General features: G+C 68.2%; 14 protein-coding genes and 1 pseudogene. 5 read left to right on the top strand and 10 right to left on the bottom strand.

Annotation, left to right across the window (positions count from 1 at the left end; translation table 11 throughout):
• Positions 1-57: 57 nt before the first annotated feature.
• From FHW79_RS31605 to FHW79_RS31585, 6 genes and pseudogenes are all read right to left on the bottom strand, one after another.
• Positions 58-708 (bottom strand): hypothetical protein, encoded by a 651-nt coding sequence (locus tag FHW79_RS31605; protein WP_183182584.1) that lies wholly within the window; start codon positions 706-708, stop codon positions 58-60.
• 85 nt (positions 709-793) lie between these two features.
• Positions 794-1,495 (bottom strand): SOS response-associated peptidase, encoded by a 702-nt coding sequence (locus FHW79_RS31600; RefSeq protein WP_183182583.1) that lies wholly within the window; start codon positions 1,493-1,495, stop codon positions 794-796.
• Between the two features lie 473 nt (positions 1,496-1,968).
• Positions 1,969-2,159, bottom strand: a pseudogene (locus tag FHW79_RS33140) (IS5/IS1182 family transposase); the annotation flags it as partial.
• 156 nt (positions 2,160-2,315) lie between these two features.
• A complete protein-coding gene (locus tag FHW79_RS31595; RefSeq protein ID WP_183182582.1) occupies positions 2,316-3,134 on the bottom strand; it encodes an SMC-Scp complex subunit ScpB in 819 nt (272 codons plus the stop codon).
• A gap of 9 nt (positions 3,135-3,143) precedes the next feature.
• Positions 3,144-4,046 carry a DUF1403 family protein gene (locus FHW79_RS31590; RefSeq protein WP_183182581.1) on the bottom strand — a complete coding sequence of 301 codons (903 nt, stop codon included), beginning with the start codon at positions 4,044-4,046 and terminating at the stop codon, positions 3,144-3,146.
• Between the two features lie 29 nt (positions 4,047-4,075).
• A complete protein-coding gene (locus FHW79_RS31585) occupies positions 4,076-4,816 on the bottom strand; it encodes a hypothetical protein (RefSeq protein ID WP_183182580.1) in 741 nt (246 codons plus the stop codon).
• A gap of 172 nt (positions 4,817-4,988) precedes the next feature.
• On the opposite strand from FHW79_RS31585, the gene FHW79_RS31580 reads away from it, so the two are divergent.
• The 5 genes from FHW79_RS31580 (at position 4,989) to FHW79_RS31560 (ending at position 14,088) form a co-directional block, all read left to right on the top strand.
• The gene (locus FHW79_RS31580; RefSeq protein WP_183182579.1) at positions 4,989-6,449 is read left to right on the top strand and encodes a serine/threonine-protein kinase; all 1,461 of its coding nucleotides are present in this window, start codon (positions 4,989-4,991) and stop codon (positions 6,447-6,449) included.
• 48 nt (positions 6,450-6,497) lie between these two features.
• Positions 6,498-10,715, top strand: coding sequence for a hypothetical protein (locus FHW79_RS31575; RefSeq protein ID WP_183182578.1), 4,218 nt, complete (start codon positions 6,498-6,500; stop codon positions 10,713-10,715).
• A gap of 144 nt (positions 10,716-10,859) precedes the next feature.
• Positions 10,860-11,618, top strand: a complete 759-nt coding sequence (locus FHW79_RS31570; RefSeq protein ID WP_183182577.1) for a hypothetical protein — start codon at positions 10,860-10,862, stop codon at positions 11,616-11,618.
• Positions 11,619-11,649: 31 nt separating this feature from the next.
• Entirely contained in the window at positions 11,650-12,678 is a 1,029-nt protein-coding gene (locus tag FHW79_RS31565; protein WP_211108582.1) for a tyrosine-type recombinase/integrase, read from the top strand.
• Positions 12,679-13,290: 612 nt separating this feature from the next.
• A complete protein-coding gene (locus FHW79_RS31560) occupies positions 13,291-14,088 on the top strand; it encodes a hypothetical protein (protein ID WP_183182575.1) in 798 nt (265 codons plus the stop codon).
• A 303-nt stretch (positions 14,089-14,391) separates the two neighbouring features.
• Here FHW79_RS31560 and FHW79_RS31555 read toward each other — a convergent pair whose 3' ends face one another.
• The 4 genes from FHW79_RS31555 to FHW79_RS31540 form a co-directional block, all read right to left on the bottom strand.
• On the bottom strand, positions 14,392-15,207 hold the full coding sequence (locus FHW79_RS31555) for a prolyl oligopeptidase family serine peptidase (protein WP_183182574.1): 816 nt from the start codon (positions 15,205-15,207) through the stop codon (positions 14,392-14,394).
• Positions 15,208-15,236: 29 nt separating this feature from the next.
• Positions 15,237-15,566: a hypothetical protein gene (locus tag FHW79_RS31550; protein ID WP_183182573.1), complete on the bottom strand. Its 330-nt coding sequence runs from the start codon at positions 15,564-15,566 to the stop codon at positions 15,237-15,239.
• 47 nt (positions 15,567-15,613) lie between these two features.
• On the bottom strand, positions 15,614-15,856 hold the full coding sequence (locus FHW79_RS31545; protein ID WP_183182572.1) for a DUF4167 domain-containing protein: 243 nt from the start codon (positions 15,854-15,856) through the stop codon (positions 15,614-15,616).
• A gap of 59 nt (positions 15,857-15,915) precedes the next feature.
• The coding region (locus FHW79_RS31540) for an RES family NAD+ phosphorylase (RefSeq protein ID WP_211108581.1) at positions 15,916-16,247 on the bottom strand (332 nt) is incomplete at its 5' end.

Below are 16,247 nucleotides of genomic sequence, written 5' to 3'. Positions count from 1 at the left end.
TGCTACGCGCCGTAATCCCCGTCACCCCGCACCATTGCTGAACTTGTGAACCGCCTCCTAACCGAGACGGCAGTCCTGAAATGCGCAAAGTCGAACTGCCACCCAGGAGGCAAGCGTAAACCGCTCGCTGTTTGGGAAGCGGGAGTAGAGGTCGGCCACGATGTCGCGCAGCGCGGTTGCCTTTTCAACGGCCCCGGTCAGCCGCCATTCCATGTACGGGTTGAGCGGCCAATCCGCGCGTCCGGCCATGCCGCAGGTGGCGCAGGCCCAACGTTCAGGCTGGGCGAGCGGCACCTCGGGGCAACATAGATGATTCCGACAGAATGCCTCAGAGCCGGGCTTCGGAACTGCAACGTCCAGCAACTGACGGATTGCGTCGACGGGGGATGGTGCGATCGCAGTGAGGGCCTGCGCGACTTCAGCTGGGAGTCGGACATGGACGGGAGCGAGGCCTTCCTCGACCGCCCGCACGTGCGAGCGGCGCTGCGCCAGACGGTTCTTGAGCGTGCGCCAGACATCAGCAGCGAGCAGATCGGCAATCCGCTCCGCCGCATAGCTCTCATCGAAATCGTCGGTTAGCGCGGCTTCCAGAATGCACAGAGACGCTTCGCCGGCGAGTGCGGCTGCATCCTTGTCCTTGAGAATGCGGCGGGCCTCGTCGAGGATCTCCGCCGCCTCGTCGCGCCGAACGGTCCGCCGTCGCGCCATGGAACGCCTCGGAGAAATGCTGAGTCCTCAGCAAAATGGGCTCGCGATGCCACATCGGCAACGACTTGATCAAACCAAGCCGGGCTCACGCTGGATTGATGGCTTGCCCGCTCTCCGCCGCATTGATCAAATCGGGGCGGTCGTTCCTGACCGAGCCGACGTCTTTGCTGACTTGCCAGACCCGCATGTGCTCACCCGGGTACGAGACCAGCATTGCCCGTAGTTCGTCGGGGCTGGCCTCCTCCTCGCCCAGCCAGGCGCTCCAGCGATCGGGCGGCAGGATGACCGGCATGCGGTCGTGAATGTCTCGGGTCGCGTCATTGGCCTCGGTGGTGATGATGGTGAAGGTGTGCAGCCACTCGTCAGTGGCTGGGTCTTTCCAACCCTCCCAGAGCCCGGCGAAGGCGTCTGGCCCGTTGCTGTCCGTAGCGATGGCGTGCGGGATCTTCGCCCCATCGAGCTTGCGCCACTCATAGTAGGCGTCGAACGGCACCAGACAGCGGCGCTTCTTGAAAGCAGACCGGAACGCGGGCCTCTCAGCCACGCCCTCGGCACGAGCATTGATCATCTTTGCCGCGCCGGTCGGGTCTTTTGACCACACCGGGACCAAGCCCCACCTCAGCGGGCTGAGACGCCGTTCCTTGGCCTCTGGGTTGAACCGGATGACCGGCAGGGTTTGCATCGGTGCGGCATTGTACCGCGGCGCCGGGGCGTCGCCGTGCACCGTGGCGCTGAACCGGTCTACCAAGAGGCTGGCCGGCGAGTGAATGGCAAAGCGTCCGCACATGAGTTGATTGTGGGCACGACCCCGAGGGGTGTCAACGCGTGCGGCGGAAGCACCTCACGGGACCGCACGCCAATGCTTGCGGTCGCCTAGAGCGTCCAAGCTGACGAGGAGTTCGTCGCTTGGGGTCCCGTCCTCCAGGAGCAGACGGGCGTGCGGGAGGTGGCCCGGCCTGTCGACAAGGGCGATGACGACGTAGACCTTAGGCGATCCGACCGCTCGGGTGAAGCGCTCCCCAACTTGAACCGACGCGCGTGCCATCTCCCTTGTCCTCATGGTTAGCCGGCGAGTTCATCGAGCAGCTGCTAATGCTCGCTGAGCGGCAGCGCCCATTTCTCTGCAGCCATGCGGCGCATAGCCTTAATATCCGCCAGCGTGAAAGTCGCATTCAACTACTACGCTCTGTTGTTCACCAATGACAACAGGCCACGAGTGATCATGCTTTGCACCGCCGTGGCAGGCTTGGGCAGGCCCTGACCCGAGCCGCAGTCCGTCTCCATCGGCAACAACATGCAAAGACATGCCGGATGCGCAACATAACCAGGATGCCGGTCAGCGCCGCACAATCGTCCCGCCGCGGCCGTCCGCCCTTCGGCTTCGGAAGCTCCTTGGGCGGAATCAGCGGTTCAACAATGCCCCACAGGCCATCGAGTACGAAGCCGGTGATCCCTCTCTAACAACCGTGAACCGGTTTCGTAAGGCACTTTTAGGCAACAACTTGTGGGTGGTTATTGCATCTTACGAAATGCCCAGCGAGGCTCTGAGGTGCGGCGTGTTCACCTCTGGAGCAAAAGGAACCGCCGCTTCCGGTCGCCTCTGTTCTTCACCTTGCCAGGATCTTGAGTGAGGCAGCCTCTTCTTCATCCAATGTCAACGCTTGAAGCCGGGCCGCCACCCGAGCTGACGCCGCATTCACCGCTGCCACAGGACTGGTCAGGTCGGTTGCCGGTGGACCGGCTGGCGCCCGCCCCTTGGGCAGCGATGGCGGCGCCTGAGGCGGTGGGTCCTCCGGCGGAGGGGCGCCGGCGGGGGTGCCGTCAAGAGCCGCGGTGTCGACCATTCCCATCGCCCGCAGATCCTCCAGGTTGGGCAGATCGGCCAAGCTCTCCAGGCCGAAGTGATCGAGGAACGTCTCGGTGGTGACGAAGGTCAGCGGAGCGCCCGGAAGTGGACTGCGCGGTCCGGGCTCGACCAGTCCCGAGGCGCGCAGACGGCTGACGGCGTCGGCTTCGACCGTGCGGCCGAACAGACGCTCCAGATCCCGCCGGGTTACCGGCTGGTGATAGGCGATGGCGGCGAGCAGCACCTGCTCCGTCTGGCCGAGCGCCGGCAGACTGACGCCACCGGTGGGACGCATCGCCCGCAGCACCGGTGCGAGCTGGGGACGGGTGCGGTGATGCCAACCACCGGCCACCGCCACCAAGTCGTAGGGCCGGTTGCGCAACTCGCCACGGATGTCGGCGATCACCGCGTCGAGCGGGCACTCGTCACCAACCACGCGCGCCAGCACCGCCCGCGGCACCGGGTCCGGCGAGGCGAAGATCACCGCCTCGACGCGGCTCATCCATTCCCGCCAGCGCATTTCCGGCGGCAGGTCGGCCAGATCCCGGTCGAACGGCACGTCGTCGGATCGCTTCGCCATGGAGTGTCCTCAAAGACCATAGAGACGGGCGGTGGACCGGCCGGTCAGTTCGCGCACGCCGCCAAGGTCGGTCAGGCGGTCGAACAGGCGGCGGGCCGCACGCTCGGGGATCAGGTCGCGCACCCCGGCGACTGACAGGGCATCGCGGGCGAGCAGCCGGTCGATCACCGCCCCGGCGGCACGGGCGCGCAGGCGAGCGCGCAGCGCCTGCAGCCCGGAGCTGCGGTAACCGAGCAGGACGAAGCCGTCGAACGCTCGCGTGGCGCCGTGCAGGACGCAACCGGCCAGACGGGGATCGTCGGCCGAGGCCAGCGCATCGAGAGCACCGCCACGCTGACGAAATCCGAGGGTGACCAACGGCAGCCCATGATCCCACCCCAGCCAACGACTCAGCGTCACGTCGGCGGCCCACAAAGCGAGCGCTCCGCGTCCGGGGCGGACGGTCAGCACCGCCTGGACGGCGGCGGCGGTCGCCGCGAGCGGGCAGACGGCGGCGGCGGCGGCGGCGAGCCGCCCGGCCAGCGCGTCCGGCAGGGCGTCGTCGCGGACCCGGAAGCCGGCGATCAGCTCCGGTACGGCGCTCCAACGGTGGCCGGGAGCTCCGGCGACGAGCCACAGATGGGCGCGCACCACCGCCGTCACGGGACCAGCCGGCAACTCCGGGGAGAAGGCGACGAGGTCGCGCAGCGCCGCCTCGTCTTCCAGCCGCCCGTCGCGCGCCACCGCCCCGGCGGCGGCGGCGAGCGCCAAGCGACTGGCCCAGGCGCCGGCGTACGGCGGCGCCGGCGCCACCGCGGCGTCGAGCGCGGCCAGGGCTGCGCCGACCTGGACCGCGGTGGCGCATCCATCCTGCTCCCGTTGGTCCTCCGGGCATGCCCACCGCGGCCAGCGCGGGACTGAGGGCACAAGCACCGGCGGCTCCGTTCCCGACGGCCGTCGACTCATCGTGGCTTGTGTTCCGCAACGCGGTCGATTTTTGACCCGATCCACTGTCTGGCCAACTCCCGCACGATGCCGTGCGCCTCCCACAGGGGCAAAGCAGCCTCGCGGTTCCATTTCTCGTCGATTTTGCCCATGTGGCGTGGACCTTCCGCAAGGTTGCGGGCGAAGTTGATGCTGCCGGTGAACTGACGCAAACCGGGCTTGCCCATCCAATGCTCGAGGTATTTCTGGCCGCCAAGGTCATGCTTGATGGCATCGAGCACCAAGCCGAGTGCGGTCCAGGTGGGAGGCATGGTCAGCACCATCAACACTTTGGCCACCGCTTTATCGGCCAATGCCAACTCCGCCCATTGACGAACGAGGTCTTGCGCCTCCGGTGTCCTGGGAGGACGCGGGGGAAAGGGGCCGGGGTCCCAATCCCAATTCTCATGGATCTCGGTTGGGCCGCCGCCTGCTCCCCTGCAGCGGAACTCACGAATCCGGACCGGATGGTGCCAGGGATCCTGCAAGCGCGCGGCGCCGTTCATGGCGTGGACCCGCGCGGTCATCCAAGCTTTCACCGTGTCCCATTCGTCGCCGGGCTTTTCGAACACTAGTTCACTGGAGCGCAGGGTCCAGTTCTTCGTGCCGTTGCGCTCCTCGGTGAACTGCACCTGGCACCCCGGCTGGTTGAAGCAGTCGGCCAGCAGGGTCAGGGCGCTGTCGGTGCCATCCAGGATGGCCCAGTAGGTGAAGGTCATGACGATGCCGGGGAGGAAGGGATCGAAACGGGAACGGCGCTTTGGACGCCTTATAGCAGGGGTAAGCGCCGGGGTCCAGGGGTGGCCCGCGATGTCCGATAATCTTGCCTTATCGGACGATAAGCGTTGCCCTGCTCGGACGGCGCCGCTATACCTCCTTCGAGGAGGTTCTATGATCCCTGTGACGCTGCCGACGGGCACTTGGCACTACGATCCGGACGCGCCGCTCGGCCGTCCCGGCGGCTTCGGCGCGGTCTTCGCCGGACAGGCTCCGGACGGCCGCCTGGTGGCCGTGAAACGCTTGCACGCCGAGGCGGGCGTCGCCGGAGAGCGCGAACTGGAGATCGTGCAGCGGCTGCGCGGTCGGCCGCACCGCCACGTCGTGCCGGTCCTCGACGCCGGAGCCGACCGCAGCACCGGCTCCCTGTTCGTCGTCATGGCCCGGGCCGAAGGCAGCCTCGCCGATCATCTGCGCCGGCGCGGTTTTCTCGACGAGACCGAGGTGATCGCCATCCTGACGGACATCGCCACCGGCCTGCTGGAAGTTGGCGACCTCGTGCATCGCGACCTGAAGCCGCAAAATGTCCTACACTTGGAAGGGCGGTGGCAGATCGCCGATTTCGGCATCGCTCGCGTGGCCGATGCGACCACCGCTCCCAACACGCTGAAAGGTTGCCTATCGCGGCCGTACGGCGCGCCCGAGCAATGGCGGATGGAGCGGGCCACGCATGAGACCGACGTCTATGCACTCGGCTGCATCGCGGTCGAACTCCTGACCGGGGCTCCACCCTTTGCCGGTCCCGCCCTTGAGGATTACTCTGAGCAGCATTGCTACCGCGACGCTCCGGCAGTGGACCGGGCCTCGGTGCGGTTGGCGGGATTGATCGCGCGCATGCTGCGGAAGGCGCCGGTGATGCGCCCAGGGCTGCCCCGCCTGCTGGACGAGCTGGCCGGGCTGCAGGAGCGGCTGCCATCGAACAGCGCCGCCGCCCGCTTGGCGCAAGCCGGCGCGGCGGTTGCGCGAAGCCAAGCGGCGGCGGAGGTCGCAGCGGAGGCGCGGCAAGCGACGGAGCGCGAGCGCCGGGAGATCGTCGCCGCGGCCCAGGCGCTTCTGCGCTCAGTGGCCGAGATGCTGCAGGCGCGCATCCAGCGGCTGGCGCCCGCCGCCCGTTGTTCCGTCACACGGGTTGCCGGACACAGGCAGTTCGTGGCGCAGCTCGGCGAAGCCCGGCTGACGATGAGCGTCGGCGAGCACGCGTTCATCGCGGACGACCCGTTCGCCGGGAGCCCATGGCGGGTGCTCTGCGGCGATTCCATCACGATCGAGACGCCCCGTTACGGGCGAAGTGCCTCGTTGTGGTACGCGGACCGCGGCGACGGCGGCTTCCGCTGGATCGAGGTGCCCTACTTCCGCGCGTTCGGGGGCGGGCCGGCGCACGAGCCGTGCCGGCTGCCGCCGGGCCGGGAAGCCGTGCAGGCGGCCTCGCCGGTACTCGGGGTGTGGAACTTCGCCGCCCCGCCGCGGCCGATCGACGACGAGGACCTGGACGCCTTTTGCGACCGTTGGATGGATCGGCTGGCGGCTGGCGCGGAGGGCACCCTTGGCCGCCCGTCGCGGTTGCCGGAGGACTGACGGGTGTCGGTCGGTGATCCGGCGGGACCGCTGGGCCGCTCTGGGAGGATGGCGTGGTTCGCCTGGGAGCGCTTCTGGTGCCGCCAGGGCGATGGCTACACGGCGGACGGCGCTTTCCTCAGCGATCCGCGCGGCCGTTACGCGCTGTATCACACGACCGCGGCCTACGCCTTTGCCGAAGTGAGCCAGACTCCGGTGCTGTTCCTGCTCGGCGAACCGGGCATCGGCAAGACCGACGCGCTGCGCGCCGCCGCCGCCGCGGCGCGGCGGGCCGGTCGGCGGGTGATCGAGCTTCCGCTCGGCACCTACGCGCAACTCGACGACCTCGTGGACGACCTGTTCAACGCCCCGGACTACCAAGCCGCGTGTCGCGGCGAGGTCGGCCTGGACCTGTTCCTCGACGGGCTCGACGAGGCCATGCTGGCCATCGACCGGGTGCACCACGGGCTGCTCCGCCGGTTCACCAGAACGCTGGACGACACCGGCCGGGCCAGCGTGCGGGTGCGGATCGGTTGTCGAACCAGCGACCTGCCGGCGACTCTGGCGGAGGATCTGGCCGGACTGTGGGGCGACGACGCGGTCGGCGTCTATGAGCTGCTGCCGCTGCGCCGCCGCGACGTCGAGGACGCCGCCGCCGCATCCGGCCTGCCCGCGTCGCGCTTTCTGGAGGTGCTGCATGAGCGCCAAGCCGAGGCGTTCGCCGCCAAACCGGTCACGCTCGGGTTGCTGCTGCGGCTGTTCGCCGCCGCCGGCACGCTGCCCGAGCGCCTGACCGAGCTGTACACGCAGGGCTGCGATCTCCTCTGCCACGAGGTCAATCCCAACCGGCGCGAGCTGTCCGACACCGTCGGGTTCGATGTCGGACAGCGCCTTGCTGTGGCGAAACGTCTGGCGGCGGTGTCCCTGCTGACCAACCGTCGCCTAGTCACCCTCAGCGCCACTCCGGAGCCGGGCGCGCTGCGTGTGGCCGACGTGGCTGGGGGCGAGGAACGCTATGATGGGGCCGCGTTCATCGTCACCGCAGAGCACGTCCGGGACGTCCTGAACACCGGCCTGTTCACCGGCGAGCGCGCCGGCCGGCTCGCCTGGGCGCACCAAACCTACGCGGAATTCCTGGCGGCGCACCACTTGGCGGACCAGGATCTGGACTGGGAAGCGCTAGCGTCCCTGTTCGGGCTGGCGGACGGCTTTCTGGTGCCCGCGCTTGCGGAAACCGCCGCGTGGCTGGCGGTGTTCCGCGCCGATGTCCGCTCCTGGCTGCTGGAACGGAGCCCCGACGTGCTGCTCCGGAGCGACTGCGTGGCCGGCAACGCCGCGCTCGCCGCCGATCTGACCCGGGCCTTGTTGCGCGACATCGACCAAGGTGATCTGCGGCCCTGGGGCCTGGGCCTGGAGCGGCACTACGGGAAACTCCAGCACCCGGATCTCGTCCGCGCTCTACAACCGTGTCTCGAGGATCCGTCCAGACACTGGAGCGTTCGCCGGACCGCCATACAGATCGCCGAAGCCTGCCGCTGTGTGGATGTTGCCCCGTCGCTGCGGCTCGTCGCCATGCGCCCGGACGACAACATCGACATCCGGGCGGCGGCCATCCACTGTCTGGGCGCGCTCGACGCCGCCGAAGCCCGCCCCCTACGGGCGCTGGTGCTGGGCGGCACCGGCCAGGCGCTTCCTCTTCCCGTGCTGAACGCGACGCTCGCCGCACTCTGGCCAGCGGGGCTGACCGCGGCCGAGCTCTTTGCCATACTGCCGACGCTGGACTCCGACACGTTCGCCGGGATGCGCGCCTTTGAGCTGGGCGATGCGTTCTCGCCGTTGGCGGCGGCGGACGTGCCCGCCGCGTTGGACTGGCTGCGGCGCGGGCTTGCGGGCGGCGCGACGTCCTTCGCGACGGACCGCGTCGCCAAGGCATTGCTCAACCGTGGCTTCGCGTGGCTGCCGGAACCAGCCATCGCCGAGGCCTTGGCGGACACCGCCCTGTCCATGGCCCGCTGCCACATCCGGTTCAGCGGGCGCGACAATCAGCCCTACGAGCCCGACGGGTACGCCGACCCGACCCGCCGCGCCGCGTTTCTAGACGCGGTGTACGAGCGCCTGAAGTCCAACGCCGAGATCTGGTCTCTGAACAGGCTCTGGCACGTGTTTCACGCCGACGACTTCGGTTGGACGCTGGCGCGCTTCGCGGCGTGGGTGGAGCGTCACAGGGCTGGAGACCTCAGCGAGGAGCGCCTTCGTCTGCTGGCGTCCGTAGTCGTCAGCCTTGCCGACTTCGCGGATGAGGCCACGTTCGCGGCGGTGTACGGGCTGGCACAGCACGACCACCACATGGGCGACGCGCTGAAGGAGGTCGTCGGGCCGATCGCCGTGGACAGTGAACGCGCACGGCGGTTGCGGGAGCAACACCGAGACCATGTGCAGTGGGAACGGAGGCGGAAAGAACAGCAGGCTGCGCCGCGCCCCTCGCCCGAAAGCCGGACGCAGGCTCTCGACGCGTCCCTTGCGCGCGTGGACAACGGCGATCTCGACCAGTGGTGGCGCGTCGATTGGGCCATGAATATCGACGATGACCCGGATGCGGATGTCTCGGGCTTCGTGGACATCGCGGCCACGCCGGGCTGGACGCGGGCGGACACCACCATGCGGCAGCGGCTGCAGGTTGGAATGCGGGCCTACCTGCTAGCCGGCGCGCTTGCGACCGCCGAGTGGTGGGACGCCTGGATGACACAATCGCAGACGGACAAGCGCCCGGTCGCCCTGTGCCGGGCCATGCGCCACCTGCGCGCGGAGTGCCCGTCCGCGCTGGAGGCGCTCACCCCGGAGCGTTGGGCGGCTCTGGCTCCAGCAATCGTCGCCGTGTGCCGGTGGGACACGGACATGGACACTCGGAGCGCGCAAACGGCGCTGCTCGACCAGGCTTTGACCCACGCGCCTGCCACGACGCTGGAGGCGATCCAGACGATCGTTCAGAAGGACATCGCCGCCGGCAGCGCGGCGGTTTCGGTCCCGCACCTGCACGCTTTCGGCCATGCGTCCGTGCTGGACCTCTACGCTGGCCTCCTGGAGCAACCCGATCGCTTCCACGCCGCCCACGACTATGAGGCGGTGTTGTCGGTGGTGCATCGATACCGGCCGGACATCATCGCATCCCTGCTGGCCCGGTGGGTCGAGCCGCCCGCTGTGCCGCGCACACCGCGGCTCCGGGTTGCCCATGCCCTGCTCCACGTCGATCCGGCGGCAAGCGCGTCGACGGTGCTGCGGGTGTGCCACGACGGCCCGGACTTCGCGTCGACGCTCTGGCTGTCCCTCGGCCGCGAGGTGGCGTGGGGGCTACGGCCGGTCCTAGAGCACCTCACGGCGGACCAGCGCGCCGACTTATGCGGCATGCTGCACCGGCTGTTCCCTCCCGCGAGCGATCCCCGCCACGACACGGGGTCCTACACGCCGACGCCGCGCGACGACGTGGCGCACCTGCGCAGCGGGCTGCTGTCGTCCTTGGAACGGGAGGCGACCCCCGCCGCCGTCGCGGCCCTTGCCGCATTGGCGGCCGCCTTGCCGCAGGAACACGCCGTCCGCATGAGCTTACGCCAAGCGAAAATCCAGGAGGCGGCGCAGCGTTACCCATGGCCGAGCCCGGAGGAGGTGCGCGGGCTCATCGCCACGCCGCGGGCGCGGCTGGTGCGGTCGAGCGCTGAGCTGCTGCGGGTCGTGCAGCAGGCGCTGCGGCGCTTCGAGGAGCAGCTGCGTGCCGGCGGGCCGGCCGTGCGAAGCCTGTGGAACGAGACGCCGGCGCTCCGGCCGAAGGACGGCGGGGTGCTCGCGGACGCGATCCGTCTGTTCCTACATGCCGACCTTGCCGGGCGTGGGGCGCTGGTCAACCGTGAGGTCGACATCCGATTCCGCGGCGGGATGGACGGGACACCGGGCGAGGGCGCCGCTCTGCTGGTTCAGGTGCGCGGCCGCCACACCCACCAGCTCCACACCGTAGTGATCGCGGTCAAGGAGTCCTGGAATCCCGACCTGCTGACCGCTCTGGAGAGCCAGCTCGTGGACCGCGACCTGCGCGACCACGACGACGCCGCCGGGATCTACGCCGTCGGCTGGTACGCGTGTCCGTCGTGGTCGGACGCGACGGACACGCGCCAGCCGGTGTGCGCCGGGCGGAGGCCGGAGGCGACCATGGCGGCGCTGGCGGCCGAGGCCGCGCGGCTAACCGCGGCCGGCCGCGGCCCGGTGGCGGTCGTCGCACTCAACGCCGCGCTGCGGTGACCAGAGAGAGGCGCCGTGCCGAATGACCACACCCCCACGCCCGTTCCGCGCCCGCCCGCCGTCCGGAAGGCGCAGCCGTCGGAACCGGCGATCACACCAGAGAGGGCCGCCGCCCCGGCCGCTCGCGTGCCGACGTCGGCGAGGATGAACGCTCCCCTCGACCGCTGGAGCGCAGCGCAGGACCGCGCCGAGGCCTACGCGCGCGCGGACAACACCAAGCGCGCCTACAAGGCCGACCACGTCCGTGATGACTTTATTCGGGCGATTGACGCCACCGCTGACAGCAGGGCGGAGGATCACGAGGCCGAGATGCATCTGGCCAACCGGCTGGGGGATTGTCTTTGGAACCGGACCATCGGGGCAGACGACGAGCTTCTTCAGCGTTTCCTGAGCGTGGCCTCCAAAGAGAGCCGCCGGGACTTGCTCCGGTCGTTCGGGATCGGCCTGCCACGCACCGGCCAGAGCAACGCCAGGGCAATTGCAGGCCGACCTGGACCTGAGGCTGACAGCGGTTCACCCCGGCGGCGGTTTCGAGCACGAATGGGAAGGCTTCGGTCCCTGGATCGAGCGTCGCGGCTTCGATCCCGCCTCGATGCTGAGATCCCTCGACGCGGTGCTGACGGCGGGTGCGCTGCCCGAATATCCCACCCGGACACTGGACTGGCCGGGGGCCATTGGACCGTCTCACCCACCGACGGGCTCCAGTGCCTGCAGCGCTTGCTCCAGCGGCTGGAACGCGATCCGGGTCACCAGTACGTCATCGACTATGCCGAAGCATCCATTCGCCCGGTGCCCGCCGCGGCCTTCGCCAATCCGGCTTTGACGGAGACCGCCGGAATTGTGGTCGGCTGGCTGCTCGCTCACGGTCACGGCCGATATGCCGACCTACACACCCCTCACTGATGACGCCCTCGTGTCAACGCCAGGTGCAACGATGACCGACCCTTCGATCCCCACGGTGACCGATGTCTCCGACGAACTTGCCCACCTTGAGGATCTGGCTGACACGGCGCGCGCCTACGCCCGCAACGCCAAGGCCGCGAATACACAGCGCGCCTACGCAGCCGATTGGCGGCACTACACCGCTTGGTGCATGCGCCGCGGCGTCGTCCCGCTGCCGCCCAACCCCCAGGCGATTGGACTGTATCTCGCCGACCTCGCCTCGGAGAAACGGTCCGGCCGTCCGGTCGGGCGCGCTGCCTCCACCATCGAGCGCCGGCTGTCCGGGCTGGCTTGGAACTTCCGGCAGCGTGGCGCTCCCCTCGATAGCAACGACCGGCACATCAAGGAAGTGCTGGCCGGCATTCGCAACAAGCACGCGCGGCCACCGGCGCAGAAGGACGCGCTGCTCGCCGACGATATCGTACAGATGATCGCGCGCTTGGGTCATGACCTGCGCGGCCTGCGCGACCGCGCCATCCTGCTGCTTGGCTTCGCCGGCGGGCTGCGCCGAAGCGAAATTGTCGGCCTCGACCACGGGGCTGCGGAAACCGACGATGGCCGTGGCTGGGCCGAGGTCCTGGAGGATGGGCTGGTCCTCCACATCCGCGGCAAGACCGGCTGGCGCGAGGTCGAGGTCGGACCTGGCTCGACCCCACAGAGTTGTCCGGTGACGGCGCTGAAGCAATGGATGCACCTGGGACGCATTGAGCACGGCCCGCTGTTCCGCCGCGTCGCCGGAGATGGGAAGCATGTCTTGACCGACCGGCTGTCCGACAAGCACGTCGCGCGTCTGGTGCAGGCCACCGCGCTGGCCGCTGGTCTTCGTGGGGATCTGCCGGAGGGCGAGCGCCGCAGCCGCTACGCCGGACACTCCCTACGCGCCGGGCTGGCCACCTCCGCTGAGGTGGAGGAGCGCTTCGTCCAGCGCCATCTCGGTCATGCCACCGTCGAGATGACCCGGCGCTACCAGCGCCACCGCGACCGCTTCCGCGTCAACCTCACACGAGCGGCCGGTTTGTGAGGCTGTTTCAATACAGGTGCAGCCTCCTGCAAACTGACCGGTCACGACGCGGGACCGGCTGGTTCGAAAGCTGATGATTATCAGCGTCTATCGGCGGCGATGAACCGATGGGAAAGACGCTATGCTGCGGCCACCATACCCGCCGTCATTGTCCCAAGCCCATGCCACACTCCAACCGCACGCCGGACTCCTATTTTCTGACGGATGAAGAGCGCGAGATCATCCGCAAGAACTACCCGACCTTGGAGCGGTGCCAGCTCCAAGCGCTGCTACCCAGGCGGAGCTGGAACAGCATCCGATCCGCGGCACGACGGTTGAAGCTGCGACGCAAGGCAGAGCCGGCTCGCCGGTAGAAACCCGATGACGACCACGCGCAGCACGAGTTGCCCGCGGCCACCCGCAGCGGCTGACGGCAATGGTCGAGCGCCCTATGGCGACGGACCGGCACCGGAGGCTACTGCCGGTCTTCCAGGGCCTGCGATCAACGGAAGGCAGGGGCACGACAGCGGCGCCGGGCTGTGCTAAGCCGCTGGCGGCGCTGGCTCGCCTCCGGTCGCAGCATGGCCGTGTGGGCGGCCAGCGTCGGTCCCCGCCCGACTGCAGGAGCCTGCCATGACCGCCCCTCCCCTTCCTGACGCCCAGACGCGGATCCGGCTCGCCATGGCCGCGTCCGGCGCGGCGGTCCTCGACCGACCCGTCCTGTGGGACCAGGGATCTCCGGGTGTGAGGAGGATCTTCGATCTGGTCGGCGTCGGCTCCAGACGGAGCGTGTACCTCGACGTTCCTGTCACCGCCGTCGTCGCGCTCGGCCGCTCCCGCCTGATCAAGCCGGGCGCCACGTGGCGGCGCATCGTTGACGAGCATTTGACCGACGACACGTGGACCGACCGCGTTTTCGACTACATCGAGTCTGAGATCCGCAAGCAACGCTTTCCCGCCAAGGGCGCCGACGGTGTTCTGATGCTGGACGCGTGCGGAGGCGCCGTTGCCTGTTCAAACGGCAACCACCGCCTGGCGGCCGCCATCGCTTGGCTCGCCGCCCGGCACGGCGACGACGCCGTGCTGCGCAAGGTTGTGACCAATGTAGTGTCGCTCGACAACGCGATTGCCGGCCCGCTGCTCGCGGCGCACGCACGTGGGGCGCGGGTCGCGCTCGCCTGCCACCCAACCGATGGCGCTCTCCTCTGTCGGGTCCGGACCACCTGGCGCGTGTCGATCACCGTCTTCCGCCGAGATGCCGGGCCGGAGGGACGGTGGGGGGCCGACCGGAGCCAGACTGCTGGCAAGCTGCCTGAGGAATCGTGGGAAACAGTACCGGCAACCGTGCTCGACGCTTGGCGCGACGCGCACTGGCTGTCCACACAGCTCGCCAGCCCGACGCTCGAACCAGTCGAACAAGAAGGACTGTAGAAGGGCCAGACTGCGGCCCGCCGTCGCCAAGGATGAGCCCGCTGTCCCTTGGTCCATCGTTGGGAACGAACGCCCGCGGTAGGGTCAGATGAACCCACCGAGCGGATCGGGCGTTTGCTCACCGCCGCGGCGGAGCGTGACCTGCACCTCGGTGACGCGCCTCAAGCCCTGGATCGCCTCGCGGTCTCGGTCATCCTTGGCGCTGGCGACCGCTCAGAGGCCGCGCGCTTTGCCCCTGATAAGAAGCCGCCCTGGCAATCAGGCGATTTAACAGCAAGCAGCGGGATGCTGTTATCGTGAACGTCATGCAGGCCCCCTTTCGGGTACCGCAACCGGCCCGGTTTGTGTGGGGCGTAACCAGCCTGCAAAGAACCGGTCCACCTCCGCATTGATCAGGTCCTCAGGTGGCCAGTGGTCAGCTCCGGCGTACATCACCAGCTTGACCTGCGTGCCATTTGCCAGCAGGCGGCGGTGAAGCTCGGAAGCGTGCTCAGGCGGGCACACGTCATCCCGGTCACCGTGGACGATGATCGTGGGTGCTTTGATCAGATCCGCAAAGAGCAGAGGCGATCGGGCACGATGCGCCTCTTCTGAAGTGCCGGCTTCCCGCTCGATGTACGGAACAATCCCCGGCTGCGTTTTGCGATAGGCGTCGCGAAAGTCGTATGCGCCGCAGAGCAGCGCCACGGCGCAAAGGTCAGGCTCCATGGTAGCTACCATCGCCGCCGTCACGGCACCGCGGCTTCTGCCCCATAATGCGATTTTCGAAGGATCAACGCACGACAGACTTCGCAGCTTTGCCAACCCGGCGCGCACGGCATCCTGGGTCCGCGGTCCGCAAAAGTCGGGTGGTCCGGACGTGAAACCATAACCTGGCATGGAGATGGATGCGGCGACGTAGCCGGCGGTAACGGCACGATCGAAATAGCCCCTCGTGATCGGCCAGCGCCCGCCAGGGCGAACCAACTCGGTCTGATGTCCATGCACGAACAGCACGGCAGGATGCGGGCCCGGACCAGACGGGGGCTTCACGAAGAACTCGATGACGGCATCACCGCAAGGAAGCATCATGCGGTCAATGTCACCAATGACGGGTTGATCGATCGCCGCCTCATTCATGAGCGCATTCCCTTAAAAACGGTGGTTGCTCACGACATAGGCGACGAAGCGTCGTCGCGGTCGCCTGCCTGTCTGATGCCAAGTTCGTCCAAGACATGCTGATACTCGGTCGGGGGTAGCGCTCTTCGATCCTCGGCCATCTCACGAAGGGCAGCCATGCCGGCTGCGGTAAAGCGCGCCCTCAGCCAATGACCTCCGTCGTCGGGCAACTCCAGCAGGCCGCGGTCGAGCAGCCCTTGGGTGGTCAGGCTCGGCTTGGGTTTGCCCTTGTTCGGACCGGTGACCCAGCGCTTCACCAGGATACCGTCCGCAAGTTTGGGCGGGGGGCCGAAGCGGCTCATGAACTCGTTGCGGATCATGGCTCGTTCCTTGGCCGTCAAAGTGCTGCTACCCATCCGCTCCGCCTCTATTCCTGTCCGCGCGATACGCGATACCAATGCTCGGCGTATTGCCGGCACCGCTCCGCCTCCACTCCATCGCCGGCCCGCACAGCTTCGTCGGCACGAGCAAGCCACTGTGCCTGCTTTTGTGAGGCCGAACCGGTCACATGGGCAGCTGGACGGCTCCCGGCGGTTCCCTGAGTTGAGCGAGGCCGGAAGTTGCTGGACGCCCTCGGCCGTTTACCAGGACTTACATTGGAAGGCGGCATTCATTCTCCGTAGCTCTCGGTTTGTAGCCGATGCAAGCCGCACGAACGGCACGCGAATCTCACAGAACCTGCCTGCGTGCCACTACGGCTCCGACGACGGGCACGGTGATCTCGAAATGATCGGCTTGGGTCACATCCAGGATTTGGCGTGGCCTATAGGTGACGGCGTTGACGCCGCCGCTGTGGCGCAGGCTGTCGTAAGCGATGCCCGCCACCTGCCCTGCCCTTCGCACTGACTCACCGAACGCTTGGGAGGCGCGGTAGTCGCCCGTCGCATACAGTTCGGGCCGCGCGGTGCGCAGGCCGCGGATGTCTAAAAAGTCGCCGGAGAGACGGGCAGTATAAAGGCGGTAGGTCAACCGCATCTCCGAACGCCGACGATAAACAGCCT

This window comes from Azospirillum sp. OGB3 (assembly GCF_014192915.1).
In the GTDB taxonomy this organism is placed as follows: domain Bacteria; phylum Pseudomonadota; class Alphaproteobacteria; order Azospirillales; family Azospirillaceae; genus Azospirillum.
This window is presented reverse-complemented; position numbering and strand designations above follow the sequence as displayed.

Excerpts from the sequence above, each read along its gene's own strand:
- FHW79_RS31565 (WP_211108582.1), top strand. The coding sequence starts at position 11,650 with ATGACCGACCCTTCGATCCCCACGGTGACCGATGTCTCCGACGAACTT.
- FHW79_RS31570 (WP_183182577.1), top strand. The coding sequence starts at position 10,860 with ATGAACGCTCCCCTCGACCGCTGGAGCGCAGCGCAGGACCGCGCCGAG.
- FHW79_RS31560 (WP_183182575.1), top strand. The coding sequence starts at position 13,291 with ATGACCGCCCCTCCCCTTCCTGACGCCCAGACGCGGATCCGGCTCGCC.
- FHW79_RS31550 (WP_183182573.1), bottom strand. The coding sequence starts at position 15,566 with ATGATCCGCAACGAGTTCATGAGCCGCTTCGGCCCCCCGCCCAAACTT.
- FHW79_RS31605 (WP_183182584.1), bottom strand. The coding sequence starts at position 708 with ATGGCGCGACGGCGGACCGTTCGGCGCGACGAGGCGGCGGAGATCCTC.
- FHW79_RS31600 (WP_183182583.1), bottom strand. The coding sequence starts at position 1,495 with ATGTGCGGACGCTTTGCCATTCACTCGCCGGCCAGCCTCTTGGTAGAC.
- FHW79_RS31555 (WP_183182574.1), bottom strand. The coding sequence starts at position 15,207 with ATGAATGAGGCGGCGATCGATCAACCCGTCATTGGTGACATTGACCGC.
- FHW79_RS31580 (WP_183182579.1), top strand. The coding sequence starts at position 4,989 with ATGATCCCTGTGACGCTGCCGACGGGCACTTGGCACTACGATCCGGAC.
- FHW79_RS31595 (WP_183182582.1), bottom strand. The coding sequence starts at position 3,134 with ATGGCGAAGCGATCCGACGACGTGCCGTTCGACCGGGATCTGGCCGAC.
- FHW79_RS31575 (WP_183182578.1), top strand. The coding sequence starts at position 6,498 with ATGGCGTGGTTCGCCTGGGAGCGCTTCTGGTGCCGCCAGGGCGATGGC.
- FHW79_RS31545 (WP_183182572.1), bottom strand. The coding sequence starts at position 15,856 with ATGCCGCCTTCCAATGTAAGTCCTGGTAAACGGCCGAGGGCGTCCAGC.
- FHW79_RS31585 (WP_183182580.1), bottom strand. The coding sequence starts at position 4,816 with ATGACCTTCACCTACTGGGCCATCCTGGATGGCACCGACAGCGCCCTG.